Source organism: Sporofaciens sp. JLR.KK001 (genome assembly GCF_036941055.1).
Lineage (GTDB): Bacteria > Bacillota > Clostridia > Lachnospirales > Lachnospiraceae > Sporofaciens.
The window spans coordinates 372,002-398,114 of the sequence record NZ_JAYMNO010000001.1; the positions used below are offsets into that span (position 1 = coordinate 372,002).

General features: G+C 49.9%; 25 protein-coding genes and 1 other RNA gene. 21 read left to right on the top strand and 5 right to left on the bottom strand.

The window, feature by feature from the left end; translation table 11 throughout:
• Window positions 1–2: 2 nt before the first annotated feature.
• Window positions 3–1,016: a 3-deoxy-7-phosphoheptulonate synthase gene (gene aroF / locus VSQ62_RS01965; protein WP_334632897.1), complete on the bottom strand. Its 1,014-nt coding sequence runs from the start codon at window positions 1,014–1,016 to the stop codon at window positions 3–5.
• A gap of 278 nt (window positions 1,017–1,294) precedes the next feature.
• Here aroF and VSQ62_RS01970 point away from each other — a divergent pair, with 278 nt between their 5' ends.
• Both VSQ62_RS01970 and VSQ62_RS01975 read left to right on the top strand, forming a co-directional pair.
• Window positions 1,295–1,924, top strand: coding sequence for a 4'-phosphopantetheinyl transferase family protein (locus tag VSQ62_RS01970; RefSeq protein ID WP_334632899.1), 630 nt, complete (start codon window positions 1,295–1,297; stop codon window positions 1,922–1,924).
• 23 nt (window positions 1,925–1,947) lie between these two features.
• Window positions 1,948–3,810: a glycoside hydrolase family 2 TIM barrel-domain containing protein gene (locus tag VSQ62_RS01975; RefSeq protein WP_334632901.1), complete on the top strand. Its 1,863-nt coding sequence runs from the start codon at window positions 1,948–1,950 to the stop codon at window positions 3,808–3,810.
• Window positions 3,811–3,854: 44 nt separating this feature from the next.
• Here VSQ62_RS01975 and VSQ62_RS01980 read toward each other — a convergent pair whose 3' ends face one another.
• A complete protein-coding gene (locus VSQ62_RS01980) occupies window positions 3,855–4,601 on the bottom strand; it encodes a hypothetical protein (protein WP_334632902.1) in 747 nt (248 codons plus the stop codon).
• A 173-nt stretch (window positions 4,602–4,774) separates the two neighbouring features.
• On the opposite strand from VSQ62_RS01980, the gene VSQ62_RS01985 reads away from it, so the two are divergent.
• The 4 genes from VSQ62_RS01985 to tadA all read left to right on the top strand — a co-directional run bounded on the left by VSQ62_RS01985 (window position 4,775) and on the right by tadA (window position 9,541).
• The gene (locus tag VSQ62_RS01985; protein WP_334632903.1) at window positions 4,775–6,259 is read left to right on the top strand and encodes a hypothetical protein; all 1,485 of its coding nucleotides are present in this window, start codon (window positions 4,775–4,777) and stop codon (window positions 6,257–6,259) included.
• A gap of 27 nt (window positions 6,260–6,286) precedes the next feature.
• On the top strand, window positions 6,287–7,708 hold the full coding sequence (locus VSQ62_RS01990; RefSeq protein ID WP_334632904.1) for a deoxyguanosinetriphosphate triphosphohydrolase: 1,422 nt from the start codon (window positions 6,287–6,289) through the stop codon (window positions 7,706–7,708).
• Window positions 7,709–7,775: 67 nt separating this feature from the next.
• Window positions 7,776–9,032: a DUF6128 domain-containing protein gene (locus VSQ62_RS01995; protein WP_334632905.1), complete on the top strand. Its 1,257-nt coding sequence runs from the start codon at window positions 7,776–7,778 to the stop codon at window positions 9,030–9,032.
• Between the two features lie 20 nt (window positions 9,033–9,052).
• Window positions 9,053–9,541, top strand: a complete 489-nt coding sequence (tadA, locus tag VSQ62_RS02000) for a tRNA adenosine(34) deaminase TadA (protein WP_334632906.1) — start codon at window positions 9,053–9,055, stop codon at window positions 9,539–9,541.
• Between the two features lie 27 nt (window positions 9,542–9,568).
• On the opposite strand, the gene ffs is transcribed toward tadA, so the two are convergent.
• From ffs to VSQ62_RS02015, 3 genes are all read right to left on the bottom strand, one after another.
• Window positions 9,569–9,831, bottom strand: an RNA gene (ffs, locus tag VSQ62_RS02005) — signal recognition particle sRNA large type.
• A gap of 130 nt (window positions 9,832–9,961) precedes the next feature.
• Complete coding sequence (locus tag VSQ62_RS02010) at window positions 9,962–11,680, bottom strand: IS66 family transposase (protein WP_334632907.1); 1,719 nt, start codon at window positions 11,678–11,680, stop codon at window positions 9,962–9,964.
• A gap of 20 nt (window positions 11,681–11,700) precedes the next feature.
• Window positions 11,701–11,928, bottom strand: a complete 228-nt coding sequence (locus VSQ62_RS02015; protein ID WP_334632908.1) for a hypothetical protein — start codon at window positions 11,926–11,928, stop codon at window positions 11,701–11,703.
• 334 nt (window positions 11,929–12,262) lie between these two features.
• On the opposite strand from VSQ62_RS02015, the gene VSQ62_RS02020 reads away from it, so the two are divergent.
• From VSQ62_RS02020 to VSQ62_RS02090, 15 genes are all read left to right on the top strand, one after another.
• Window positions 12,263–13,981 carry a B12-binding domain-containing radical SAM protein gene (locus tag VSQ62_RS02020; RefSeq protein WP_334637541.1) on the top strand — a complete coding sequence of 573 codons (1,719 nt, stop codon included), beginning with the start codon at window positions 12,263–12,265 and terminating at the stop codon, window positions 13,979–13,981.
• 46 nt (window positions 13,982–14,027) lie between these two features.
• Complete coding sequence (locus VSQ62_RS02025) at window positions 14,028–14,162, top strand: hypothetical protein (protein ID WP_334632909.1); 135 nt, start codon at window positions 14,028–14,030, stop codon at window positions 14,160–14,162.
• 39 nt (window positions 14,163–14,201) lie between these two features.
• Window positions 14,202–15,137, top strand: coding sequence for an AIR synthase-related protein (locus tag VSQ62_RS02030; protein ID WP_334632910.1), 936 nt, complete (start codon window positions 14,202–14,204; stop codon window positions 15,135–15,137).
• Window positions 15,091–15,573 carry an Lrp/AsnC family transcriptional regulator gene (locus VSQ62_RS02035; protein WP_502957803.1) on the top strand — a complete coding sequence of 161 codons (483 nt, stop codon included), beginning with the start codon at window positions 15,091–15,093 and terminating at the stop codon, window positions 15,571–15,573. The genes VSQ62_RS02030 and VSQ62_RS02035 overlap by 47 nt, the downstream gene beginning before the upstream one ends.
• Window positions 15,573–16,739: an aminotransferase class I/II-fold pyridoxal phosphate-dependent enzyme gene (locus VSQ62_RS02040; RefSeq protein ID WP_334632912.1), complete on the top strand. Its 1,167-nt coding sequence runs from the start codon at window positions 15,573–15,575 to the stop codon at window positions 16,737–16,739. Before VSQ62_RS02035 ends, VSQ62_RS02040 begins: the two co-directional genes overlap by 1 nt.
• The gene (locus VSQ62_RS02045; protein ID WP_334632913.1) at window positions 16,733–17,227 is read left to right on the top strand and encodes a tRNA (cytidine(34)-2'-O)-methyltransferase; all 495 of its coding nucleotides are present in this window, start codon (window positions 16,733–16,735) and stop codon (window positions 17,225–17,227) included. Before VSQ62_RS02040 ends, VSQ62_RS02045 begins: the two co-directional genes overlap by 7 nt.
• A gap of 175 nt (window positions 17,228–17,402) precedes the next feature.
• Window positions 17,403–17,711, top strand: coding sequence for a hypothetical protein (locus VSQ62_RS02050; protein ID WP_334632914.1), 309 nt, complete (start codon window positions 17,403–17,405; stop codon window positions 17,709–17,711).
• Window positions 17,712–17,762: 51 nt separating this feature from the next.
• Entirely contained in the window at window positions 17,763–19,784 is a 2,022-nt protein-coding gene (locus tag VSQ62_RS02055; protein ID WP_334632916.1) for a V-type ATP synthase subunit I, read from the top strand.
• Window positions 19,781–20,266 carry a V-type ATP synthase subunit K gene (locus VSQ62_RS02060; protein ID WP_016221873.1) on the top strand — a complete coding sequence of 162 codons (486 nt, stop codon included), beginning with the start codon at window positions 19,781–19,783 and terminating at the stop codon, window positions 20,264–20,266. Before VSQ62_RS02055 ends, VSQ62_RS02060 begins: the two co-directional genes overlap by 4 nt.
• Before the next feature lie 13 nt (window positions 20,267–20,279).
• Window positions 20,280–20,873 carry a V-type ATP synthase subunit E gene (locus VSQ62_RS02065; RefSeq protein ID WP_334632917.1) on the top strand — a complete coding sequence of 198 codons (594 nt, stop codon included), beginning with the start codon at window positions 20,280–20,282 and terminating at the stop codon, window positions 20,871–20,873.
• Window positions 20,874–20,882: 9 nt separating this feature from the next.
• Complete coding sequence (locus VSQ62_RS02070) at window positions 20,883–21,851, top strand: V0D/AC39 family V-type ATPase subunit (RefSeq protein ID WP_334632918.1); 969 nt, start codon at window positions 20,883–20,885, stop codon at window positions 21,849–21,851.
• Window positions 21,844–22,164, top strand: coding sequence for a V-type ATP synthase subunit F (locus VSQ62_RS02075; RefSeq protein ID WP_334632919.1), 321 nt, complete (start codon window positions 21,844–21,846; stop codon window positions 22,162–22,164). Before VSQ62_RS02070 ends, VSQ62_RS02075 begins: the two co-directional genes overlap by 8 nt.
• Window positions 22,165–22,200: 36 nt before the next feature.
• Window positions 22,201–23,970: a V-type ATP synthase subunit A gene (locus tag VSQ62_RS02080; protein WP_334632920.1), complete on the top strand. Its 1,770-nt coding sequence runs from the start codon at window positions 22,201–22,203 to the stop codon at window positions 23,968–23,970.
• Window positions 23,971–23,972: 2 nt separating this feature from the next.
• Window positions 23,973–25,346, top strand: a complete 1,374-nt coding sequence (locus VSQ62_RS02085) for a V-type ATP synthase subunit B (protein ID WP_334632921.1) — start codon at window positions 23,973–23,975, stop codon at window positions 25,344–25,346.
• A 15-nt stretch (window positions 25,347–25,361) separates the two neighbouring features.
• The gene (locus VSQ62_RS02090; RefSeq protein WP_016221879.1) at window positions 25,362–26,021 is read left to right on the top strand and encodes a V-type ATP synthase subunit D; all 660 of its coding nucleotides are present in this window, start codon (window positions 25,362–25,364) and stop codon (window positions 26,019–26,021) included.
• Window positions 26,022–26,113: the final 92 nt, after the last annotated feature.

The following is a 26,113-nucleotide window of genomic DNA, read 5'->3' on the forward strand; positions in this document are numbered from 1 at the left end:
GGCTAGACCCTCTTCCCAACAACCCGTGCGATCTGCGCAACTTCCTGGATCAGGGTGTCGTATTTGGCAGGTTTCAGGGACTGGGCGCCGTCGCACAGAGCACACTCGGGATCATTATGTACTTCGATCATCAGACCGTCCGCGCCTGCGGCGACAGAAGCCTTCGCCATGGACTCTACCAGCCACCATTTGCCGCCCGCATGGCTTGGATCCACGATAACAGGCAGATGTGTAAGCTTGCGCACCACAGGAATGCTCTGGAGGTCCAGCGTATTCCTTGTATAAGATTCGAAGGTACGGACGCCTCGTTCGCAGAGGATCACGTTCTCATTGCCGGAAGCCATGATATATTCCGCCGACATGATCCATTCCTCATAGGTTGCGTTCAGGCCTCTCTTAAGAAGGATCGGGCGGTCAAGCTGTCCTAACTGTTTCAGGAGATCGAAGTTCTGCATGTTGCGGGCGCCGATCTGGATCAGGTCGACCTTCTCGTTAAATATATCCAGATGATCCGGGGACATCAGTTCGGTTACGATGGGAAGCCCGGTCTCTTCCTTGACGGCGCACAGGATATCAAGGCCTTCTAAACCAAGTCCCTGGAATGAATACGGACTGGTTCTCGGCTTGAACGCACCGCCTCTCAGCAAGTTGGCGCCGGATGCCTTGACTGCCTTGGCGATCTCCAATACCTGTTCAAAGGATTCAACGGAACAGGGACCTGCGATCAGTGCGAGATTATCGCCCCCGATCTCGACGCCTGAGACGTCTATGATCGATTCTTCCGGGTGAAACGCGCGGTTCGCCAGCTTGTAGGGCTCCTGGACATGCATGACCTTGTCTACGGCAGAGTCAACCTCAAAAAGCTTGGAATCGATCCGTGTCGTATCGCCGATACATCCAATGATCGTCATCTCAGAACCTTCAACAATGTGCGTGTCCAGTCCCCGTCTTTTTATCATCTGTTCCACGCGGATCAGGTCGCCGTGGGTGGAACGTGGTTTTAATACAATAATCATAGTCAGTATTCCTCCGTAAGATTATTATGTTGTGATAATTTAGCTGTTTAAAGTGTGAAACTAGGAATTATAGTATAACAATAAGAAAAAATTGTCAATCCCTTTTTTAAATGATAACTTCCATAATGGCCGGATGCCTGTAACAGTGAAGGTATCTGAACTGTTACCAGAGAGTATCTTAATATTCTCTAATTCTATCATTATTTTCTTTGTAATACAATCTATGTTATAATTATATGGTACAAGCGTCAAAACATTTATTAGGAAGGGTTTTAGCAATGGTTAAAGTATGGCTTGCAGACATTACGCCGTTATTAGAGGAATCCGTCTATCAGCAGTATTATCGGGAGCTGCCCGCGTGGCGCCGGGAGAAGGCGGATAAATACCGGTTCGCCAGGGACAGGGCGCAAAGTGCGGGGGTATGGTGTCTCTGGAGCCGGGCGCGGGAGAGGTACGGACTTCCGGAGGAGACGGTATACAACCTCTCTCATTCGGGGAAATATGTACTCTGTGCATTCAGCGACCGCATTGGAACGAAGGTAGGCTGCGACATCGAGGAGATGAAGGAATTCCGGGAACCGGTTGCCAGGAGATTCTTCTGTCAGAGGGAGTATGAGCATATCATGGGAAATGCGGAGGCTGACAGGGCGCAGATATTCTATCGTTACTGGGTATTGAAGGAGAGCTTCATGAAGGCGACCCGCAAGGGAATGGCGCTGGATCTTGGAGCATTTGAGATTGGCTGGGATGAAGCGCAGGGACCGGTGCTGGTGCGCAAGCCGGAGGAATATCCGGAGGAGTACATTTACAGGGAGTACACGGCGGAAGGTGTGAACGCCCGGATCGCGGTCTGCACAACAGATACGGAGATCGACGGGGAGCTGCATGTAACGCAGCTGCAATCATAAGTATTTACAGTGAGAGGTGACAAATGAGCAGAAAAAAGTTAAAAACAAGATGGGCAGACCAGATAGACAGGGAACATGTTCTTGGGGAATATCCAAGGCCGCTGCTTGTGCGGGAGAGTTATGTCAACCTGAATGGCGTCTGGGAATATGCAATTACCGGTAAAGAGAGAAGGAACCAATTTGACGGCGATATTCTGGTCCCGTTCTCGCCGGAGGCTCCGCTTTCCGGGGTGGAACGGCAGCTAAAGCCGCAGGAAACACTCTGGTACCGCAGGATACTGCCGGAGGGAATCCGTCCTGAGACCGGCAGGCGTTGGATTCTTCATTTTGGCGCGGTGGATCAGTATGCCGCGGTGTATCTGAACGGGGAATTGGTTAAGAGGCATCTCGGCGGTTATCTGCCGTTTTCGGTTGATGTGACAGATGCGCTTAAGAGCACGGAGAATGAGCTGACGGTACAGGTGAGAGACTACAGCGACGCGTTCTATTACAGCAGAGGGAAACAGAAGATCAAGAGGGGCGGCATGTTTTATACGGCACAGAGCGGGATCTGGCAGACGGTCTGGATGGAACAGGTGCCGGAGAATTATATTGCAGATCTGTCCGTTACGCCCTTGTATGATGAGAGCGCCGTCCGCGTGAAGGTAAGAACAGTGTCTCATCCGCATGATAAGGGACAGGGTGAGAGGAATGCAGGTGAATTCGCAATTACCATATCTTCATCGGAAATGCAGCCGGTTCAGGCAGAGGGCGTCGCAGGGAAGGAGCTCGTTATCCCGATCTCTGACCCGCATAGTTGGAGCCCGGAGGATCCGTTTCTATATGATATCGAGGTTCAGGCGGGAGAAGACCGGGTAAGAAGCTATATGGCCATGCGCAAGATCAGTGCGGAGAAGGACGAGAAAGGAATCCCAAGACTGTACCTGAACAACCGTCCATATTTCCAAAAAGGGGTGCTGGATCAGGGTTACTGGCCGGAAGGACTGTATACGGCGCCCTGTGACGAAGCGATGGTATACGATATCCGGACTATGAAGGATCTTGGCTTCAATATGCTGAGGAAGCATGTCAAGATAGAGCCTCAGAGATGGTATTATCACTGTGACCGTCTGGGAATGCTGGTGTGGCAGGATATGGTAAACGGCGGCAGAGACTATCAGTCCTGGTTTGTCACTTATGGGGCGACAGCCATGGAATATTTCCATCTGAAGATGCGGGATTCCAGACTTTGGCTCCTTGGAAGGCGGGATGAGAGAGGACGGAACCAGTTTGTATCAGAGATGCGCAGTACCATACATATACTTAAGAATCATCCGTCGATCGTCACCTGGGTGATCTTCAATGAAGGCTGGGGGCAGTTCCATGCGGACACGATGACTCGGATAGCCAGGGAGATGGACGGCAGCAGGCTGATCGACCAGGCGAGCGGTTGGTTCGACCAGGGCGGCGGAGATATCCGGAGTATCCATGATTATTTCTTCCCGCTGCGGCTGCCTCGCAGGACAGAAGCCGCCGGTGCAGGAGATGTCCTGCCGGGGATTGCCCGTCTCAGGAAATGTGTGATGGGAGATGCCGGCAGACGGGAGAAACGTGTGACAGCGCTGACAGAGTTCGGGGGATATTCCATGAGTGTACCGGGGCATCATATGTATAGGAAGGTATATGGTTACCGTATCTACACGAAGAAGCCGGAGCTGACCGGAGGCTACCGGGAATGGATAGAGAAGGAAGTGATTCCCAATATTGCAAATGGATTGTCGGCGACTGTCTATACGCAGTTGTCTGATGTGGAGGAAGAGACGAACGGAATCCTGACATACGACAGGGAGATCATCAAGCTTGAGGAAGAAACGGTCCGGGAATTGAACGAGAAGATGAAGCTGTGAGGTGCGGCGGATTAAGACGGGGCAGCCTATGGCTGCCCCGTAGATTATTCTTCTGTCATATTGGAAGAATCCGCCTCTGCCGCGTCTGTCTCATCCGCCTCTTCTGTCGGTTCTTCCCTGCGCTCTTCGGCTACCTCTTCTGCCAGGTCCGCCATCCGGGAATTCATATCGGCTGAAATCTGTGCGGACTTCTTCTTAAGCTCCGTTATCTTCTCACGCTTATAGTCTAAGACGCCTCTGTATTCGGTGTCTCCCATCCTGCCTTCATCAAGAGCAAGCTCGGATTCGAGGACTTTAACTCTGCCGTCTACCCTGGTCTTGATAGAATCGAGAGAATCGATACGTTCTGCGTCAGTTGACATAGAAGTTACAGCGTTCATACGCTCGGTCAGAATCTCCTCCTTCGTCTTGGGTTCCTCATCGCCTGCCTTCTTCTCTTCTTCCTGCTTTTCAAGCTCACGGGACATAGCCTCAGATATCTGGATATCAATATTCTGCAGCTGTTCATCGTAAGCTTCTAACTGCGTCTTGATGGATTCCATGGAACCGCCCTGTTCCTTCACGGAAGCTAGCAGGGCATTCTTGCGGTCGGTAATGTCCATCTTCTGCTTCATCAGGCTGTTGATCAGGTTCTGAGTCTTCCCGGCCGGGGAGAGAGTAAAGGTGTCTCTGCGTTCTTCATTAGAGCCTTCAGCCTCATTCACACCGGGTTTATTCGCAGCACTGCGGTTGATCTGATATGACTGAAATGCATTGTTAATCTGTAACGCCGGGGAAAAATTTAATCTCATGGCTACCTCCTTAAGTCTTCCGTCTGATACATAGTTTCTATAGATATATCGGAAGGAGTTGGAAAAACATTAGGCAATGCGCTCGTGATCTAAGATGTTTTTAGAAAATGGGTGGCATTTTTTTGGAGTATTTGCTAAAATAATTTGAAGTGGTTCAATAAGGAGGACAAGCAATGCAGGATCTAACGTTTGGAGAACAGGTCAAGATTATTTTGAGCCGTAAGGATATGACGATCAAGGAACTTGCTAAGAAGATCGAAGGGCGTACCGGGAAGAAGATGTCCCGTCAGAACCTGACGCAGAGGCTTGGCAGGGATAATTTTCAGGAAAGAGACATGCGTATGATCGCGGAGATTCTTGGGTGTCCCTTCTATCTGAATATTCTGGATGACAGCATTCCGGCGGAGAAGACTGAGGATGAGACAGATACAATACAGAGAACGGAGAATGTCCCGGCAGCGGGAACGGAACCGGCAGAGAACGGGGAGACAGCGCAGTCTGAGACGAAGGAGGATGCCGGCGCCGGCAATGCACCGGCTGAGCCGGGTGGAGACTCGGCTGATCATAATGAATCCGGCGGTATGGCGAACGAAAGAGATATAACGATCGGTGAATTGGTAGATATACATAAGAAGCTGGATGTGTTGGAGAGTGCGGTGAAGGGCTCCGGTCTGGATGAGGGTGGAGCTGCGTCTGATGAGCAGCAGACCGGAGAGCGGACGGGAGAGCAGCCGTCCGGGGCACCGGAGACATCGGCAGTGAACGCCGGGCCGGAGAGCCGGGAATATCGGGGAGAACGGCCGGATCAGGAACAACCGGAATATCAGGGAGATCAGGCTGGCAGGGATCAGGCAGAATACCAGGGAGATCAGAATGGCAGGGACCAGGCGGAATACCAGGGAGATCAGGCCGGCGGGAACCAGGCAGAATACCAGGGAGATCAGGCCGGCAGGGATCAGGAAGAATATCAGGAGTTCCGGGAGGAATATGCAGGAGAGATGACGGAGGAGCCGGTGGAGCAGCTTCTGGCAGAGATAGAGTCTCTGGAGATCCCTCCGAAGAAGGAGGAGAAGCAGGAGGAGCGGCCCCATGGCTGGAGAGCGTATTTCAAGCAGCGGTTCAAGAAGCTGGGGAAGGAGACTTCCGTAGTACGGGAGGAATCATACGGTACAGACAGGCAGCCGGCGGCAAAGGAGCAGGAATATCCGGCGGAAGGATATGGTGCGGCGGATCAGGGCGAGAACGCCGGGGAGGTCTACGGCGCGGCTTATCAGGAGGAGTATCCGGTGAATCGCGAGCCCGGCTATGAAGCGGCTTATGGAGAGGAATATCCGGCGGGCGGGGATTATAACGGCGGATATGATTATGCTGAAGCAGAAGGAATGGAATATCCGGATTACGGATATGAATACGGAGAAGAACCGGGAGAACTGCAACAGGAAGAGGATACGGTTCCGGGAGAGCTGAATCCTTATACCGGACAGGAATATGAGTCTAACAGCGTTCGTATGCATCCGTCAAGAATCGGGTATGTACAGGTGTACGACAGAGAGAATCACCAGTGGACAGATATGACGGAATGGGCGTTCCTGGGGTATCAGGAGCGCAAGAAGCAGCTCCTTGGCAAGGATTATGACCCGCCGATCTACCTGGATTGATTCAGATACGAAGGAGAGAGGAATCGCGTGAACTGGGAACGATTGTTGTCAACGAAGAGAAGCAGGGGGAATTCGGGGAAGCATGTACGGAGCGCGGATTTGCGAAGCGAATTCGAGAGAGACTATCACCGTATTATCGGCAGTGCGTCTTTTCGGCGCCTGCAGGATAAGACGCAGGTATTTCCTCTGGATAAGAGTGATTTTATCCGGACGAGGCTTACCCATTCTCTGGAGGTGTCTTCCTTCGCCAAGTCGCTGGGACAGAACATCGGAGAAAATATTTTGGTATATAAGAAAGATTCCAGTTTCACCCCCGGGATGAAAGAGGATATCTGCAACATCCTGCAGTGCGCAGGGCTGATCCATGATATCGGGAATCCACCGTTCGGACATTTCGGAGAAGAGGCGATCCGGGAATGGTTTCGGAGGAAGCTCCCTGTGTTGACGTATCGCGGCAGGCCCATTGATCAGGTATTGACGCCGCAGATGAAGGAGGACCTCTATCATTTTGAGGGAAATGCGCAGGCGCTGCGGCTTGTGAGCAAGTTACATTTCCTTGTGGATGAGAATGGGATGAACCTGACCTATGCGCTGCTGAATACGATCGTGAAGTATCCGGTGTCTTCTATGGAGATCAATGAGAAGTCCGGCGATATCAAGGACAGGAAGCTTGGATATTATTATGCGGATCAGGAGATCTTCGAGGAGATATCAAGAGAGACGGGTACGAACGGCTGCAGGCATCCGCTGACATTCATCCTGGAGGCGGCGGATGATATCGCGTACAAGACGGCGGATATTGAAGACGCTTTTATCAAGGGATTCTTAAGCTACCACAAGCTGCTTACGGAGCTTACCAGGCTTCAGGAGTCCTGCGCCCGTGATGAGATGGGAGGTTTTCTGCCGGCGGACAAGCTTCAGGAGCTCTATCTGCGGGGCATGGAAAGGCATGTGGAAGATCTGGAGGAATATGCGGTCAAGAACTGGATCGTGAGAGTCCAGGGATTCCTGATCAGCTGTGCGACGTATGGATTTACATCCAATTACCAGACGATCATGAAGGGAAGCTACGGGCATGACCTCTTCTACCAGACATTTGCCCAGAAGCTGATGGATCTGCTGGGGGATCTGGCGTTCCGTGAGGTATTTACTTCGGATGCGATCTATAAGATGGAGGTTGCGGAAGGTGCGATGCTGGATTTTCTGCTTGACATGTTCATCGGTGCGGTCGTGGAATATGATGACGGAGCAGAGGGGATGGATTCTCTTGGCAGGCGTATGGCGGCATTTATCTCCAGCAACTACAAGAGGGCTTACAGATGTCAGGCCAAGGGGAAGCATGAGATTGAGAGGCTGTATCTGCGGCTTTTGCTGGCGACGGATTATATCTGCGGGATGACGGACAGCTATGCGAAGAGGTTATATCAGGAATTGAAGGCAATTTTATAATGAAAGGTATTTTTTCTGATCCTGGAGAATAGATTGTGATAAAAAGACCAGGATTGGAAGTGAAGGCTTGAAGCGGTTTATTCGTTATCTGTATGAGTGTGATAAGGGCAAGAGACTGCGTAATGTAGGTTTTGTTAAAGTAGAGCAGGGAGAAGAGGACTGTACGCTGCATATTCACGGCAAGGGACTGCACATGAGAGGAGAACGGCAGCTTGCGTTATATCTTTTCTATGATGAGAATGGTGAATGTACCGGTATCTACCAGGGAACGGTGGATAATGTGAATCCGGCTATCAACTACAGGCTGTATTATACGAAGGAAGATGTGATCGTACCGGATAATTTTCCAAGAATCAATGGAATCATATTGGAGAGTGAGAACGGACGCAGATACGCGGCTGTCTGGAATGATTCGCCGGTTGATGTGAGCCGGATGCAGGTTATGAGGCCGGGGACAGGAAGAGCAGCAGATATGCCACCGGAGGCCGGGAATACGGTGGAAGCCGGAAGAGGCGGAGATGTGCCGGGGGCCGGGAATGCGGCGGAAGCCGGAAGAGGCGGAGATGCGCCGGAGGTCCGGAACATGCCGGAAGAGAGAAGTGCCGGGAATGCAGCGGGAGTCGGGATGACCGGGAATGCATCAGAAGAAGGAAATGCGGCGGATATGCCGGAAACCGAAATAACCGGGGGCGTGGTAAAAGACAGGCCAAAGCAGACAGACGCCGCGGAATGGACAGAGAGCCTGGAACAGACGGAGATGCCGCGGGAAGAGGGGACGGTTCGGAGGATGGATACCCTGCAGGGGGTGAATTCTGTACAGGGCGAGAATCCTCTGCCGCTTGAGAATCCTTCGCCGGAGGTATGCGAGGAAGAGGAGATCGTGCCGGAAGAAGAGCCTGCCACGGGATCGGATATGACGGATCAGGAGATGTTCACAGAAGAGACATTTCCCCGGGAAGAGGAGATCGTGCCGGAAGAAGAGCCTGAGAGACAGGATTCTGAGATGAGGTTCCGGTGTACGAAGATTCAGAGGAATGATCTGGCAAGACTGCCCAGATGCGAGTGGAAATGGGCGAATAACAGCTTCCTGCTGCACGGATACTATAATTACCACCATCTTGCCCTTATAAGCGACGGGGAGAATTACAGGCTTGGAGTGCCGGGGATCTATCATCCCCAGGAGGCGAAGGCAGCCAGTACATTCGGATTCACGGAATTCATTCCCCATGAGGATATGACGATGGATCTGACGGACGATGAGAAGAGCAGTCAGGACCAATTCGGATACTGGTGCAGACAGGTGAAGAAGCCTTTGAAAATGTAAGGAGTTAATCAAGGAACGATATGCAGAATATGGATGAGAAGTACATGAAGGAAGCAATCCGGCAGGCGAAGAAAGCATATGCCATCGGCGAGGTGCCGATCGGGTGTGTGATCGTGTACGAGGATAAGATCGTGGGCCGGGGATATAACCGAAGAACTGTGGATAAGAACACATTGGCGCATGCCGAGCTGATCGCGATCAAGAAGGCGAGTAAGAAGCTGGGAGACTGGCGTCTGGAAGGATGTACGATGTATGTAACCTTAGAGCCGTGCCAGATGTGTTCCGGTGCGATCGTACAGTCCCGCATGACCAGAGTGGTCGTGGGATGTATGAATCCCAAGGCCGGATGTGCGGGTTCGGTCTTGAATCTGCTCCAGATGGAAGAATTCAACCATCAGGCGGAATTGACGACGGGGGTCTTGGGCGACGAGTGCAGTCAGATGATGAAGGCATTTTTCAAAGAATTAAGGGCATCAAAGACATCAAAAAAGAAGGCGGAGGATCAGTAATTCATCCGTCTTCTTTGTGCTCTTCTTATGTGCATTGCGCGTCGAACGCAGACTCCCGGACGTTACCTTGACAGTTAACTCAGCCCAGGCACCCTTACGGCACCCGGAAGGTTCTGCTTAGTGCTGCTTCGTTCCCGACCTGACACGATTCACAGATTCCCGTCGCGTAAGACCCAAGCCTCAACGCCACTTGTCAAGGGCAGCTCCACAAATCTGTGCCCTCAGCGCAATATCACCCCTGCTATAGCGGATTGCAGGTACAAGGTACCGCTAACACCCCGGCTGCACAGTTTATAATTTTAATGTATTATGGGGCAAATGTCAAGAGACCGCCAAATAAAAAGGAGACCAGACCATGAAAATAGTTACTTTTCACACCCACGCCATCTGTATAATAAAGAAAAGGTTGCTGCTTTGGCGTTAAGCTTTAGCAACAACCTTTTCCTGTTTTAGTTTGGGCGGGCGTTTCCGTTCATATATTTCTGTTATCTTCTGATATACATCTACATTTTGTGCGCGTAACAAATAGACTATGCTTAAGCCATTACAAATATCGTTTAAACTTTCTTGGCTCCGCAGAGTAATTGCCTGCTTCTGTTTTCGTTTATAGACTCTTGCCAATCTTTCACATAGGGAATTATTGGCTGGAACCCGTTTATCATGCAGGAACAATAATTCACTTTCTTTATATTCCCTTAACCGGAGAAATAGATTATACCCTTCCCTATAATACTCAGTCGGCGGCTCATCCTGATATTCTTTCTCCGCCTTGTTCAGGATTTCGTCATACCTTTTCTCGAATCCCTCAACAATTATCGGATCAAGTTCTTTCTCCCCCAACCCATTTCGGTAATGCAGCATCTCCTGGAACAATCCGTGCATCTCCTTGTTCCATTCCAGCTGCGGCTCATTCTGCTCGCTTCCGATCAGATAGCGGCAGTCATGCTGGGTACACTCCTGATGTTTTGTTCCATAACGGTAAAATGTCTTGTCATGGTCATGCAAGACAATCCCAACATAATTCTCAAGCGGCGTTCCTTCTATTCCTTTATGCCCTTTTTTCTCCCTGCCTATATAAAGTGCCACATCTGCGATCGGGGATGCAAGTATAAGGACCTGCGCACTGTGCCCATTTACAGATGCGTTTGTAAAATCTGCATTCATGACCGGAGACTGCATTAGTTTCTTTATAATCTCTTTTTTCTCTTCCGCTGTTTTCGCTGAAAATTCCCTGGTAAGACCATTGATCATGCCGTCGGACAGTTCGATCTCGCCTTTTGTCAATTCTGAGATTAGCTTTCTTATTTTTCCATGGGATACGTTGCATTCATTGCTCAGGAGAAAGGCAAGTGCCTTCACCGTCCCGTCATAGTTCACTTCATTAATATATCCTTCTGGAAATGGAGCATGTACACGGGCTCCGGTTCTTTTGTCACGGTATTCCTTTGTCGTATATTCCATGACCGCTACAGACATCTGGATGACCACTTTCTGTTTCCGAATGATTTTTCCTGTCTCATAATAATTCTCTTTATCCAGGTATTTTGCAGGCGCAGGGATTTCATGTGTCTCTGTTACGGCATGGAGCTTCCTGCGGTGTCCGGCATGGCCTGGCTGTCCGCCTGGTTTCCGGTCAGTTTTTACCCGGCTGTTCGGGATTTTTTTCCTGCCGGGTTTCTGCTGGGAAGAGGGGATGGATGAATTCTCAAAATCCATATTGACCTGCGCAGTCAGTTTTTGGTTCAGGCCTTTTTCTTCCTCCAGTTCAGCCCCTACCCTGTAGAATTCCTGTCTTATATCACGGCATTTATCTAATGCTTCATCTCTCTGGCGAACAACTTCCAGATTCTCTTTTTTGAGCTTTGCAATGAGACGGTCCTTCCTGTCAAGTTCTTTCTGGCATTCGTGGTAAAGATCATCATTTGCTTCCATCCATTGATTCCGGACAGACCGGATCTCCTTACGTGCCTGTGCTAATTCTTGTTTTAATTCCCGGATATTTTTTTCAAGTTTCCGAATAATGCTCTTATATTCTTCTTCTAATTTCCGGTATCTCTCGCCGGATTTAAATTCGGCGATCTGCTGTGCCAGTGATTTCACTTTGTACTGTAATGCACTTGTATATTCAAATGGATTCATCTGTACTCTCCTTTGATGAATTAGGGGCGGGAATCTAATACCTGTGCCATCGTTCTGCTTAATTCTATTGTCTCTTCCAGTTGTAATGTCAGCATGGAAATATATTCTTCTTTCTGTTCAAGAAGCTCTTCCGAAGTCCGAATGCATTTTTCCTGGATTCGGATTACATTTTCTGCTTCTTTAAGAGCATTCTCCAATTTAGAGATCTGTAATTTATATTTTTTTATAAGTGATGTTTCTTTACTCATTGCTGCCTCCGCACTTGTAATAAAAAAAGTATAGCAGAAATCTGGAAAAAAAGCGAATGAAGGAAATCTGGTATTCGTCATTTTGCCAGGGATAAATCGTTGATTTTTCAAGACAAATGGATATCAAACCACGCAGAAAAAGATGTGAGAAGGGGATTTTAAGACGAAAAACAGAAAGGAGAAAATGTTATCCACAAGAAATACCTGAGGACAAAATATTATTAACATTTTGTCCTCAAACGTATCATTTACTGTGGATAAAAATTTTTTCAATTTCAGCACATTTACCAACACTTTCTAAAAAGCCTATTACTGGCGTGGGTGTGAAAAGTAACTGAAAATATTACTTGCCGCAGTGAATGCCAAATACATACACGCCAATCTTGCTGTCTGCAGCCTGCAGGCATATGCCGGGGAGCATGTGAAGGAAGCGGACGTTGAGATTGCGGAATATACCATTAACCAGCAGAAAGATGATATCCTGATGGACATTTACAGGAGAAGGGCGGATATCCTCTGCTTCTCCTGCTATATCTGGAACCTGGACTATATAGAAGAGCTTGTCCGGGATATGGCGAAGCTTCGGCCGGATATGCCGATCTGGCTTGGCGGGCCGGAAGTGTCATATGATGCGCCGGATGTACTGGCGCGGCTCCCGGAGGTGACAGGTGTGATGAAGGGAGAAGGCGAGGAGACCTTTGCCGGGCTGTGCCGTTTCTATCAAGGGAGTGAAGGGGACTTGGGGCTTCGGTCATTAAGGGGGATCGCGTTCCGTGATAGGGACGGAACAGTCAGGGACAACCCCTGGCGGCCGGTCATGGATCTTAACGATATCCCGTTCGTATATTATCATATGGAAGCGTTCAGGAATAAGATCATCTATTACGAGAGCAGCCGGGGCTGCCCGTTCTCCTGCAGCTATTGCCTGTCCTCTGTGGACAAGCAGTTAAGATTCCGTGATCTTGAGAAGGTCAGGAGGGAACTGCAGTTTTTTATCGACCAGGAAGTGCCGCAGGTCAAGTTCGTGGACCGGACGTTTAACTGCAGGCATGAGCACGCCGCTGCCATATGGAAATATATTGCAGAGCATGACAGGGGAATTACGAATTTTCATTTTGAAGTGGCGGCGGATCTGCTGAATGAGGAAGAACTTGAGATCTTAGGCAGTATGCGGCCGGGGCTTGTCCAACTGGAGATCGGGGTGCAGTCCACGAATCCCGATACCATCCAGGAGATCCGGCGGACGATGGATTTCGGCAGGGTCAGGGGAGCAGTGGAGCGAATCAGGGAGAAGGGCAATATCCACCAACACCTGGATCTGATCGCAGGGCTGCCCTTCGAGGATATGGAGAGCTTTGCCAGATCCTTCGACGATGTCTATGCGCTTGGGCCGGATCAGCTTCAATTGGGCTTCCTCAAGGTATTGAAGGGCTCTTATATGGAAGAAAAGAAGCAGGAGTACGGTCTTGTGTATAAGAGCCGTCCGCCCTATGAGGTATTATATACCAGATGGCTCTCTTATGAGGACATGATGCGGCTTAAGGGAATCGAAGAGATGGTGGAGGTCTATTATAACAGCAGACAGTTTACCCACACACTGGAGGCGCTTAAGGCGGGGTATCCGTCTGCCTTCCTGATGTATGACGGTCTGGCCGGGTTCTACGAGGAGCAGGGCCTCGGGCAGGTACAGCATAAGCGGAGCGCCAGATATGAGATCCTGCTCCGGTATATTACCGCAGAATTCCCGGAGGAGGAAGAGCGGTTCAGAGAGCTTCTTACTTATGATTATTATCTGCGGGAAAATGCCAAGTCCAGACCGGAATTCGCGGGAGAATATAAGGTTCCCAAGGATACCCTGCGAACCTTCTATGAAAAAGAGGAAGCACAGAGAAGATATCTTCCCGCTTACAGGGATTATGACAGGAACCAGATGCGCAAGATGACGCACCTGGAATATTTCGCGCAGAAGGGGATCTATGTATTATTTGACTACAGGGAGAGGAACGCGCTCAGCCGGGATGCAAGGGCTTGCCGGGTGGAGTTAAGCAGTTAATTGTTGCAAAAGTAAGACAAAGAGTATAGAATATAGGAAATGTGTAATGATCAGATTAAAGAAGAAGGTAGAGCATATGAATTTCAATGATAAGAGGACGAGAAGGATCATAGCCATCGTGATCATGGTGGTTATCGTGGCTATGATAGCGACCACGATCATTCCATATCTTATGGTATAGCGTGTAACAGTCTGGACGAGCATATAGGAGCAGGATGATATGAGGATAGATACGGAAGCAGGACAGCTTCTGCACGAGACAGCCGTCTCATGGGGCTGGTCGGAAGAGGCAGGCATATATGCGCTTGCGCAGGCGGCGAATTCCCTTGCGGCGGCAGGCGCTGGGTGTATGGGGATGGAAGTGCAGATCATGTTCCCGCCGCACGCAGATCATGTGAAGATCTATGCGATGGAGAGATGCATCCGCAAGACTTGCCGTGAGCGAGGGATCGAACTTAAGGATACGAAGCTTGTACAGTGCCCCTTGTACGCGGCTCCGGCGGTTACGGTCTCCGGGATCGGGTATCTTCCGGAGAGAGCGGAGCAGACAGGCGCCAGGGCAGGGGAAGAGATCGTGCAAGTCAAATGGGCGGGCATGGAAGGGATGCTGAGGATTCTTGATGAGAGGGGAGAAGAACTGAGCCAGAGATTCGCCCCGGTATTCATCAGTCAGATCCGGTCTTACAGGGATGAGATATTCTCGGCAGCAGAACTTGAGACAGCAAGGGAGATGAAGGTGACGGCGGTACGCCAGATTACAGACGGCGGGATCCTGGCGGCGCTGTGGAAGCTTGCGAAAGAGACTGGGATGGGGATAGAGGCGGATATGAAGCGGATATCCATCTTACAGGAGACGATAGAGGTCTGCGAGCATTACAGGCTGAATCCGTACCAGACGGCATCGGCGGGAAGCTTCCTGATGCTTGCAGAAGACGGCAAGGTTCTGGCAGATGCATTGGAGAGGAAGCAGATCAGGGCATCCGTGATCGGCCGCTTAACGGCAGGCAATGACAAATTGATCCATAATGGTGAGGATATTCGATATATTGACCGTCCTGCACCAGATGAGATATATAAGTTATTTATGGGAGGTAAGAACGATGGAAGAGATGAGAAATCAAATATTAAAGTATTTGGAGAAGAACAGCAGGGCTGACCTGGGAGAACTGGCGGTTCTTCTGGACTCTGATGAGGTGGCCATCGCCAATGAGATGGCGCAGATGGAGAAGGAGAAGATCATCTGCGGTTACCATACGCTGATCGACTGGGATAAGGCAGGTGTGGAACGTGTGAACGCGCTGATCGAGGTCAGCGTCAAGCCGCAGAGGGATAAGGGATTTGACAAGACGGCGGAGAGGATCTGTAATTATCCGGAAGTGACCGCCGTGTATCTGACATCCGGCGGATACGACCTGATCGTAACGGTGGAAGGCAAGACGCTTATGGAAGTGTCGCGGTTTGTCTCGGGCAAGCTGTCGCCGATCGAGGATGTGATAAGCACGACCACACATTTTATATTGAAGAAATACAAAGACCACGGAACCTTAATGTTCCATAAGAATAAGTCGGAAAGGATGCTGGTGACGCCGTAATGAGAGAGCCGTTATCTAAGAAAATTGTTGAAATAAAACCGTCAGGAATCCGTAAGTTTTTTGATATGGTAAGTGAGATGCCGGACGCGATCTCACTGGGAGTCGGTGAGCCTGATTTTGATACGCCGTGGAGGATCCGTGAGGAAGGGATCTATTCCCTTGAGCGTGGAAGAACCTTCTATACCTCCAATTCGGGACTTAAGGAATTGAAGATGGAGATAGGAAAATATTTACAAAGAAAGATTAATGTTTCCTATGATCCCAACAGCGAGATCATAGTGACGGTAGGAGGAAGCGAAGGGATTGATATCGCGCTCAGGGCCATGCTTGATCCGGGGGACGAGGTGCTGATCCCTCAGCCAAGCTATGTGTCTTATCTGCCGTGTACGATCCTGGCGAACGGCACGCCTGTGGTAATATCGTTGAAGGAAGAGAATGACTTCAAGCTGACCGCGGAGGAACTGGAGGCCGCGATCACGCCGAAGACGAAGCTTCTGGTGCTTCCGTTCCCCAACAATCCGACCGGGGCGATCATGACCAGAGAGGACTTGGAGCCTGTTGCGGAAGTGGTGAAGAAGCACGATCTGTATGTGTTGTCAGACGAGATCTATTCGGAACTGACTTACGGATGCGACCATGTATCTATCGCGGCGCTGCCGGGGATGCGTGACCGGACGCTGGTCATCAATGGATTCTCCAAGGGATTCGCCATGACGGGGTGGAGGCTTGGTTATATCTGCGGACAGAAGCACATTGCGGAACAGATGCTGAAGATCCATCAGTTTGCGATCATGTGTGCGCCGACGAACAGCCAGTATGCCGCGATCGAAGGCCTCAGGAATTGTGACGACGAGGTACAGCAGATGCGCACAGCCTATAATCAGAGGAGGAGATATCTGCTCCATGAATTCGGGAAGATGGGGTTATCCTGCTTCGAACCGTTCGGGGCATTCTATGTATTTCCAAGTATCAAGGAGTTCGGGATGACTTCCGAGGAATTTGCCACCAGGCTTCTGGATGAGGAGAAGGTTGCCGCGGTGCCGGGTACGGCCTTCGGCGAATGCGGAGAAGGGTTCCTCAGGGTGTCTTACGCCTATTCCTTAGATGATCTCAAAGAGGCGATCGGGCGATTGGGAAGATTCGTAGAGAGGCTTAGATCATGTTAAATATCGTACTGCATGAACCGGAGATCCCGGCGAACACAGGCAACATAGGACGTACCTGTGTGGCGGCGGACGTCAGGCTTCACCTGATCGAGCCGCTAGGTTTCCGGCTGAATGAGAAGCATCTGAAACGGGCCGGGATGGATTATTGGGATAATCTGGATGTAACCACATATATTGATTATAACGAATTCCTGGAACGCAATCCCGGGGCGAAGATCTATATGGCGACGACGAAGGCGCCGAAGATCTATACAGAAGTCAGATACGAGCCGGACTGTTATATTATGTTCGGGAAGGAGAGCGCGGGAATACCGGAGGAGATTCTGGTGAATCATAGGGAAGAATGTATACGGATACCTATGTCAGGCGGAATCCGGTCCCTGAATCTCGGCAATTCGGTGGCGATCGTGCTGTATGAGGCGCTGAGGCAGAACGGCTTCGCGGATATGGAGCTTTCGGGGAAGCTTCACAGATTAGAATGGGAGTAAATTTTTGGTAAATGTGATAAAATTATTTCCTTTATTAGACGATATATGGAAAAGTGACCGGAAAAAACCATAATTTTATGGACTTTTAAGAAATATTATATTATAATTTTGTATGGTGACAATTTTTTATTAGTCAAACTTCAAGTAGTATTTAAGATGGAGAGGTGGTGAACAGATGGTAGAAGAAACCATTAGGACCATCAAGGAGACGGAGAATGAGGCAGAAGATATCATAAAAAAAGCTGATGCAGCCTATACCGAGATCCTTGAAAAGGCAAGAGCCGAGGCTGCTGAGATGGTGAGTAAAGCTGAAGCCGAGGCGAAAGCACAAGCGGCAGCAGAGCTTGATGCGGCAAAAGAAGCTGGAAGAAAGTCGGAGCAGGAGGCGATGGACAGCGTAGAGCAGGAGATCGCATCACTCAGGAAGGACGCGCTTTCGAAGGAGTCTGACGTGGTATCTGCGGTAATTGCAGAGTTGGTATAGCTTTTGCTTGGCCGTACACACAGAAAATTGAAGTAAAGGAGGGATGTGGCTATGGCTGTATTGCAGATGCAAAGAATTAGTATCTGCGCGCTGAAGAAAGACCGTAAGGCTATCTTAGAGAAGATCCAGTCGATGGGTGTGATCGAGATGAACCAGATCGCCGAAGAGGAAGAAGGCTTCGAGAGGATGGATACACAGGGGCCCAGACAGAGCTTTGAGAAGCAGGCACAGGCTGTAGAGCAGGCTTTGTCAGTGCTGGATGTATATGCACCCCAGAAGAGTTCGATGTTTGCGAGCCTGGAAGGCAAGAAGCTGGTTGACAGGAAGAAGTTCAACGAAGTTGCCGACGGCAAGGGCGAACTGATCTCGAAGGTGAACCAGTTGGTAAGTCTGAACAAAGAGATAGCCGAGAATAAGGCGAATATTCTAAAATTAGAGAATCAGATTGAGTCGCTTCGTCCATGGCTTGCATTGGATGTGCCGATGAATTATAAAGGCACGGCCAAAGTATCGATGTTGTTAGGGACAATGCCGGGAGAGACAACGCTGGAATCAGTGTATGAGCTGGTGGCAAAGCGTGAACCGGAGATAGACGCTATTGATGTCAACATTATCAACAGCGACAAGGATGCGGCCTATCTGAGCGTTTTTTGTCTTAGGGAAGAAGAGACAAGAGTGGAAGATGCCTTAAGGTCCGGAGGTTTTGCAAGACCTTCGCAGATGACGGGTAAGGTGCCGTCTGTGAAGAAGGAGAACCTGGAGGCAAAGATCAAAGAACTGAATAATGAGATTGAGAAGATCGAAGGAGAGATCAAGGGTTACGCGTCTGCCAGAGAAGATCTCAAGATCATCGGAGATTATTTCCGTATGAGGGCAGATAAGTATGAGGTGCTTGGAACTCTCCCGCAGTCACAGAGGACATTCGTGATCAGCGGTTATGCCGCTGCGAAGGCTGTACCGGCAGTACAGAAAGCAATCGGAGAGTCTTTCGACTGTGTGATCGATGTGGAAGAACTGAAGGAAGAAGAGGAACCGCCGGTAATCCTTGAGAACAACGGGTTCTCAGCAAGCGTAGAAGGGGTGCTCGGTTCATACGGACTGCCTCACAAGGGAGAATTCGATCCGACGACGATCATGTCGTTCTTCTATGTGTTCTTCTTTGGTATGATGTTATCCGATGCCGCATACGGCGCGATCATAGCGATCGCATGTTTTGTAATATTGAAGAAATTCCCGCGTATGGAAGCGGGGTTAGCTAAGTCGATGAAGATGTTCATGTACTGCGGCGTGTCTACGATGGTATGGGGTATCTTATTCGGCGGGTATTTCGGCAATGTTGTAGATATCGTGTCCGAAGTATTCTTCGGCAAGGCGGTGACTGTGCCGGCGCTCTGGTTTATACCTTTGAACGACCCGATGCGCCTGCTCGTATATTCACTGGCATTCGGAGTCGTCCACTTGTTTGTGGGACTTGGAATCAAGGGATACATGGAGCTTAAGGACGGCAAGGTGATGGATTTCTTCTGTGACGTTGTACTTTGGTTCGCATTTCTGATCGGATTGATCCTGATGCTTCTTCCGACAGACATCTTCGCGTCTATTGCACAGACACAGATCGTATTCCCGCCGTTCCTGAATATGACAGCCAAAGCGCTGGCGATCATCGGTGCGGTAGGACTCTTGCTGATGTCCGGACGTGACAGTAAGAATCCGGTACTTAGAATTGCCCTTGGCGCATACGACATATACAATATTACAGGATGGCTCAGCGATGTGTTGTCTTACTCACGTCTGCTGGCGCTTGGTCTTGCTACCGGCGTTATCGCATCTGTAGTAAACCAGATGGGAAGCATGTTCGGCAAAGGAATTGTAGGTGTGATCGGTTTTGTACTTGTGTTCGTTGTAGGACACACATTGAATCTGGCGATCAACCTTCTCGGTGCATATGTGCACACGAACCGTCTGCAATTCGTAGAGTTCTTCGGTAAGTTCTACGAGGGCGGCGGCAAACCATTTGAACCATTCAAATCAGATACAAAATATGTAGATATTAAGGAGGAAACTTTATCATGAGTATTTGGAGTAATTTAGGACTTGTTTATGCGTTACTTGGCGCAGCAGTAGCAGTATTTCTTGCAGGAGCAGGCTCAGCGATCGGAGTTGGTATCGCAGGTCAGGCAGCAGCCGGAGTTGTAACAGAAGACCCAAGCAAATTCGCGAAGGTTCTGATCATGCAGCTTCTTCCAGGTACACAGGGTATCTATGGTCTGCTGGTTGGATTCATCACATTATCCAAGGTTGGACTTCTTGGCGGCGGCGCAGCAGCGTTAGATCCGCAGACTGGCTTGCTGATCCTGGCAGCTTGTATGCCGATCGGTATCGTAGGTCTGATCTCCGGTAAGTATCAGGGAATGACATCTGCTGCATCTATCGGTATCGTAGCTAAGAAACCAGATCAGTTCGGTAAAGCTATGCTGTTCCCAGCGATGGTTGAGACATACGCGATCCTTGCTCTTCTGATCTCTATCCTGGCTGTAAACGCAGTACAGATTTAGGGGGCTTAAAGTAATGGCTGGATTAGATAAGATGAAAAGTCAGATCCTGAGCGAGGCGAAAGCGGCTGCTGACGAGAAGACGGCGAAAGCCAATGCCGAGGCACAAGAGATCCTCGGTCAGGCGAAGGCAGAAGCTGAGAAGAGGAAAAGCAGCATTTCACGCAAATCCGAAGCAGATGTAGCTAATTATAAAGAACGTGTTGCATCATCGATCGACCTGCAGCATCGGACCAAGATCCTTGGAGCAAAGCAGGAGATGATCGCATCGGTTCTTGATAAAGCATACGAGACGGTGACAGGATTAGGCGATAAGGAATATTTTGAGATGCTTCTTAAGCTGCTTGGCAAATATGCGCTGCCTCAGGATGGAGAGATCTGTTTTTCCGCCGCTGATCTTAAGAGAATGCCGACAGGATTTGAACAGGATGCCCAGCAGAGCGCTAAGGCGAACGGCGGAACGCTCAAGGTATCCAGAGAAGCGAAGAACATTGAGAATGGTTTTGTCCTTGTCTATGGCGGTATAGAAGAGAATTGCACATTGAGGGCAATGTTTGATGCAAAGAGAGATGAATTGTCAGATAAGGTTCATCGTATGTTATTTTCGTAGGAGGCGCTAATGAGTGAACAATATACCTACGCGGTTGCGCGCATACGTGCTTTGGAGGTGTCTCTGTTCTCGAATGCTGTCATAGATCAGCTCATCGCCTGCCAGGATTACGGGCAGTGCCTGCAGTTTCTGGAGGAGAAGGGCTGGGGCGACAGTGAGACCTCGGGAAATGCGGAGGCGATACTGACCAGGGAAGAGGAGAAGATCTGGGAGGTCGTGAAAGAGTTGTCCATTGATATGGAGAACTTCGCGGTCCTTTCTTATCCGAAGCTTTTCCACAATCTGAAAGCCGCAATCAAGGAAGTGTGTACGAGCGATAACGGACTTCATATCTTCTATGATGATGTAGAGATCTCCGGCAGTGAGATGGTCGAGATCATTAAGGAGAAGAACTTCGGGAAGCTTCCGGCGAATATGCAGCATGCGGCAGAAGAAGCATACGAGGCGCTTCTTCACACCAGAGACGGGCAGTTATGCGATGTGATCATCGATAAGGCAGCGCTTGATGCGGTCTATGCGGCCGGCACAGCATCGAAAGCGCCGATCATCCGCGATTATGCGGAATCTACGGTTGCCGTTGCTGACATCAAGATTGCCGTGCGTTCACAGAAAACCGCGAAATCAATAGAATTCATGAAGCGGGCGATGGCTGAATGCAGCAGCATCAGTGTGGATCAGTTATCCAAGGCAGCATTAAGCGGCCAGGATGCGATCCGCGAATATCTGCTGGGAACTGCTTATGCAGAAGGAGCGGAGGCTCTTGCCGATTCTCCGTCAGCGTTCGAGCGTTGGTGCGATAACCGTATCATCCAGACGATCAGTCCGCAGAAATATAACGCATTTACCATAGGACCGGTTGTGGCCTATGTAATTGCCAGACAGAATGAGATCAAAACGGTACGAATCATACTTTCCGGGAAATTGAACGATTTGCCGGATGATTCAATCCGGGAAAGGGTAAGGGAGATGTATGTATAAGATTGCAGTATTAGGCGATTACGACAGTATCTATGGCTTCGCGACACTGGGTCTTGACACATTCCCAGTAAGTACCCGGGAAGAAGCAGCAGAGAAGCTTGCGCGGCTTGCCTCCGGCAAATATGGAGTGATCTATATTACGGAGAAATGGGCTGCCAAGCTTACACATGAGATTGCGAGGTATCAGGAGCAGATCACTCCGGCGATCATCCAGATTCCCGGTATTGCAGGCAATACCGGAGCGGGAGTCGCAGGAGTCAAGAAGTCGGTAGAGGTTGCCGTCGGCTCGGATATCGTATTTTCACAGCAGTAACAAGGAAAATTAAATTGAATGGGGTGATTCGTGCAAATGAGTAGTACAGGTACGATTAAAAAAGTAGCAGGACCGCTTGTCATCGCATCTGGTATGCGTGATGCGAATATGTCTGACGTTGTACGTGTCAGCGAGCGGCGTCTGATTGGAGAGATCATTGAGATGCATGGAGATGAGGCATCTATCCAGGTATATGAGGAGACATCAGGACTTGGACCTGGTGAGCCGGTAGAATCTACAGGCGCGCCGATGTCCGTTGAACTTGGACCTGGCCTTATCACAAGTATTTATGACGGAATTCAGCGTCCTCTTGATGATATTATGAAGATTTCAGGAAATAACCTTCAGCGCGGTGTTGAGGTTGCTTCCCTGAAGAGAGATAAGAAATGGAACTTTGTTCCGGTTGCGAAGGTCGGCGATGAAGTAGAAGCAGGCGATGTGCTTGGTACAGTTCAGGAGACAGCCGTTGTTGAGCAGAAGATCATGGTACCTTACGGAGTTGCCGGAAAGGTAAAAGAGATCAAATCCGGTGAATTTACAGTAGAAGAAGTTGTCGCGGTCGTTACGACCAAAGACGGCGACAAAGAACTTACCATGATGCAGAAGTGGCCGGTTCGTAAAGGACGTCCATATGTGAAGAAGCTTCCGTTGGATGCTCCGCTTGTAACAGGACAGAGAGTTGTAGATATGTTCTTCCCGATTGCAAAGGGCGGTGTTGCAGCCGTACCTGGACCATTCGGAAGCGGTAAGACAGTTATCCAGCATCAGCTTGCGAAGTGGGCTGAGGCTGACATCGTAGTATATATCGGCTGCGGCGAGCGTGGTAATGAGATGACGGACGTTCTGAACGAGTTCCCGGAATTGAAAGACCCGAAGACAGGCCGTTCATTGATGGAGAGAACCGTTCTGATCGCGAATACGTCAGATATGCCTTTTGCAGCCCGAGAGGCATCCATCTATACAGGTATCACGATCGCAGAGTATTTCCGTGATATGGGATATTCCGTAGCGCTGATGGCTGACTCCACATCCCGTTGGGCAGAGGCGCTCCGTGAGATGTCAGGACGTCTGGAAGAGATGCCTGGTGAGGAAGGTTACCCGGCATACTTAGGATCCCGTCTTGCAGAGTTCTACGAGAGAGCCGGACGTGTGGTTTCCCTTGGTAAGGATGCAAGAGAAGGCGCGCTGTCAGTTATCGGCGCCGTATCTCCTCCGGGCGGTGATACTTCCGAGCCTGTATCCCAGGCAACCCTGCGTATCGTTAAGGTATTCTGGGGGCTGGATGCCGCGCTTGCGTATAAGAGACATTTCCCGGCTATCAACTGGCTGACCAGCTATTCTCTGTATCTGGATAATATGCAGGGATGGTTCAACGGAACGGTAGCAGAGGATTGGATGGAAGGCCGCCAGAAGATGATGAGCCTTCTGACAGAAGAAGCAGCGTTGGAAGAGATCGTGCAGATGGTAGGTATGGACGCGCTGTCACCCGGCGACCGTCTTAAGATGGAAGCGGCACGCTCTATCCGTGAGGACTTCCTGCACCAGAACTCCTTCCATGAGGTAGATACCTATACACCGCTTCGGAAGCAGTATCTGATGATGAAGCTGGTTCTTGCATTCTATGAGCAGGCTACAGAGGCCCTTTCAAAAGGTGCTTCTATGAAGGTTCTCCTTGGAATGGATGTAAGAGAGCGTATCGGCCGTTACAAATACACGACGGCAGAGAATATCGAGGCAGAATACGAGAAGATTATGAATGAATTAAGCGCAGAAGTAGCAGGTGCGTTTGGGAAGGAGGACTTCTAATTATGCCAAAAGAGTATAGAACCATACAGGAAGTTGCCGGACCGCTTATGATGGTAAAAGGCGTTGAAGGCGTCGCATTCGACGAGCTTGGAGAGATCGAGCTTGCCAGCGGCGAGAAGCGCCGCTGCAAGGTACTGGAGGTAGACGGAGAAGATGTTGTTGTACAGCTCTATGAGAATGCTGCCGGTATCAACTTAAGTAACAGTAAAGTACGTTTCCTTGGACGAAGCATGGAGCTTGGAGTATCCGGCGATATGTTGGGACGTGTATTTGACGGACTGGGACGTCCGATCGACGACGGCCCGGAGATTCTTCCGGAGGAGAGAAGAGATATCAACGGTCTGCCTATGAACCCGGCAGCACGTGTATACCCTGAGGAGTTCATCCAGACAGGTGTATCCGCCATTGACGGACTGAATACACTGGTTCGTGGACAGAAGCTTCCTATCTTCTCCTGTTCTGGTCTGCCGCACTCACAGTTGGCGGCTCAGATCGCAAGACAGGCGAAGGTTCGCGGAACGGACGAGAATTTCGCCGTTGTATTCGCTGCTATGGGTATTACCTTCGAGGAGTCCAACTACTTTATCGAGTCCTTTAAGGAGACGGGAGCCATTGACAGAACAGTCCTGTTCATCAACCTGGCGAATGACCCGGCTGTAGAGCGTATCTCTACTCCTCGTATGGCGCTGACGGCAGCAGAATATCTTGCATTTGAGAAGGATATGCACGTACTGGTTATCCTGACTGATATTACAAACTATGCGGACGCTCTTCGTGAGATCTCCGCCGCTAAGAAAGAGGTTCCGGGCCGCCGCGGATATCCTGGATATATGTACACTGACCTTGCGACTATGTACGAGAGAGCCGGACGTCAGAGAGGAAAGAACGGTAGTATCACCATGATCCCGATCCTGACCATGCCGGAAGATGATAAGACGCATCCGATTCCTGACCTTACCGGATATATCACAGAGGGACAGGTAATCTTAAGCCGTGAGCTGTACCGTAAGGGCCTGCAGCCGCCGATCGACGTACTGCCTTCACTTTCGCGTCTGAAAGATAAAGGTATCGGCGAAGGCAAGACAAGGGCAGACCATGCCAACACTATGAACCAGTTGTTTGCGGCTTACTCCCGCGGTAAAGACGCGAAAGAGCTCATGACCATCCTCGGCGAGGCAGCTCTTACCGAGATCGACCTTAAGTATGCGGAATTCGCTGAGGCATTCGAGAAAGAGTATGTATCCCAGGGATACACCAACGACAGGTCTATCGAAGAGACATTGGCAATCGGCTGGAAACTATTGTCCATGCTGCCAAGAGCAGAGCTGAAACGTATTGACGATAAGTTCTTGGATGAGTTTTACGGTAAGCAGTAAGGGAGGGGGTAGCTAATGGCATCTAAACAGATCACTCCTACCCGTATGGAGCTGACGAAGACCAAGAGAAAGCTTGTCACAGCCAGAAGGGGACATAAGCTCCTGAAGGACAAACGAGACGAGCTGATGCGTCAATTCCTGGATCTGGTCAAGGAGAACATGGCGCTTCGCCAGAAAGTAGAAGCCGGAATCCTCTCTGCAAATAAGAACTTTGTCATAGCCAAGGCCGGAATGGACGAGGCGACACTGAATACAGCACTTATGACACCGAAGCAGGAAGTCAATCTTGAGGTGGGACAGAAGAACGTCATGAGCGTTAATATTCCTGTCTTCGAGACTAAGACAAGGACTGCGGATGCGAACGATATCTATTCTTATGGTTTCGCATTTACATCCAGCGACCTGGATGGTGCCGTAAAATCTCTGGCAGATATCCTGCCGGATATGCTGAAACTTGCGGAGACAGAGAAGGCGTGCCAGCTTATGGCGGCTGAGATCGAGAAGACCAGACGACGTGTAAATGCGTTAGAGCACGTGACAATCCCGGAAGCTCAGGCAACGATCAAGTATATCACGATGAAGCTGGATGAAAATGAGAGAAGTTCACAGATTCGTCTGATGAAAGTAAAAGATATGATGCTTGAAGAAGCACATCATTACAGCGAAAGAGAATAATCTGATGTTAGAATGCCCTGGTTCAAAAGACGGATCAGGGCATTCGTTATCTTTCGTACCCATTGCATTAGTTCAGAATCTCCTTCACATAG

What these genes read in the sequence shown, in the direction of transcription:
- VSQ62_RS01975 (WP_334632901.1), top strand. Translation starts at nt 1,948, where the DNA reads ATGAGCAGAAAAAAGTTAAAAACAAGATGGGCAGACCAGATAGACAGG.
- VSQ62_RS02065 (WP_334632917.1), top strand. Translation starts at nt 20,280, where the DNA reads ATGGCTGGATTAGATAAGATGAAAAGTCAGATCCTGAGCGAGGCGAAA.
- VSQ62_RS02030 (WP_334632910.1), top strand. Translation starts at nt 14,202, where the DNA reads ATGAGGATAGATACGGAAGCAGGACAGCTTCTGCACGAGACAGCCGTC.
- VSQ62_RS02045 (WP_334632913.1), top strand. Translation starts at nt 16,733, where the DNA reads ATGTTAAATATCGTACTGCATGAACCGGAGATCCCGGCGAACACAGGC.
- VSQ62_RS02010 (WP_334632907.1), bottom strand. Translation starts at nt 11,680, where the DNA reads ATGAATCCATTTGAATATACAAGTGCATTACAGTACAAAGTGAAATCA.
- VSQ62_RS02040 (WP_334632912.1), top strand. Translation starts at nt 15,573, where the DNA reads ATGAGAGAGCCGTTATCTAAGAAAATTGTTGAAATAAAACCGTCAGGA.
- aroF (WP_334632897.1), bottom strand. Translation starts at nt 1,016, where the DNA reads ATGATTATTGTATTAAAACCACGTTCCACCCACGGCGACCTGATCCGC.
- VSQ62_RS02035 (WP_502957803.1), top strand. Translation starts at nt 15,091, where the DNA reads ATGAGAAATCAAATATTAAAGTATTTGGAGAAGAACAGCAGGGCTGAC.
- VSQ62_RS02060 (WP_016221873.1), top strand. Translation starts at nt 19,781, where the DNA reads ATGAGTATTTGGAGTAATTTAGGACTTGTTTATGCGTTACTTGGCGCA.
- VSQ62_RS02070 (WP_334632918.1), top strand. Translation starts at nt 20,883, where the DNA reads ATGAGTGAACAATATACCTACGCGGTTGCGCGCATACGTGCTTTGGAG.
- VSQ62_RS02050 (WP_334632914.1), top strand. Translation starts at nt 17,403, where the DNA reads ATGGTAGAAGAAACCATTAGGACCATCAAGGAGACGGAGAATGAGGCA.
- VSQ62_RS02025 (WP_334632909.1), top strand. Translation starts at nt 14,028, where the DNA reads ATGATCAGATTAAAGAAGAAGGTAGAGCATATGAATTTCAATGATAAG.
- VSQ62_RS02055 (WP_334632916.1), top strand. Translation starts at nt 17,763, where the DNA reads ATGGCTGTATTGCAGATGCAAAGAATTAGTATCTGCGCGCTGAAGAAA.
- VSQ62_RS01980 (WP_334632902.1), bottom strand. Translation starts at nt 4,601, where the DNA reads ATGAGATTAAATTTTTCCCCGGCGTTACAGATTAACAATGCATTTCAG.
- tadA (WP_334632906.1), top strand. Translation starts at nt 9,053, where the DNA reads ATGCAGAATATGGATGAGAAGTACATGAAGGAAGCAATCCGGCAGGCG.
- VSQ62_RS02080 (WP_334632920.1), top strand. Translation starts at nt 22,201, where the DNA reads ATGAGTAGTACAGGTACGATTAAAAAAGTAGCAGGACCGCTTGTCATC.
- VSQ62_RS02075 (WP_334632919.1), top strand. Translation starts at nt 21,844, where the DNA reads ATGTATAAGATTGCAGTATTAGGCGATTACGACAGTATCTATGGCTTC.
- VSQ62_RS01985 (WP_334632903.1), top strand. Translation starts at nt 4,775, where the DNA reads ATGCAGGATCTAACGTTTGGAGAACAGGTCAAGATTATTTTGAGCCGT.
- VSQ62_RS02090 (WP_016221879.1), top strand. Translation starts at nt 25,362, where the DNA reads ATGGCATCTAAACAGATCACTCCTACCCGTATGGAGCTGACGAAGACC.
- VSQ62_RS01970 (WP_334632899.1), top strand. Translation starts at nt 1,295, where the DNA reads ATGGTTAAAGTATGGCTTGCAGACATTACGCCGTTATTAGAGGAATCC.
- VSQ62_RS02015 (WP_334632908.1), bottom strand. Translation starts at nt 11,928, where the DNA reads ATGAGTAAAGAAACATCACTTATAAAAAAATATAAATTACAGATCTCT.
- VSQ62_RS02085 (WP_334632921.1), top strand. Translation starts at nt 23,973, where the DNA reads ATGCCAAAAGAGTATAGAACCATACAGGAAGTTGCCGGACCGCTTATG.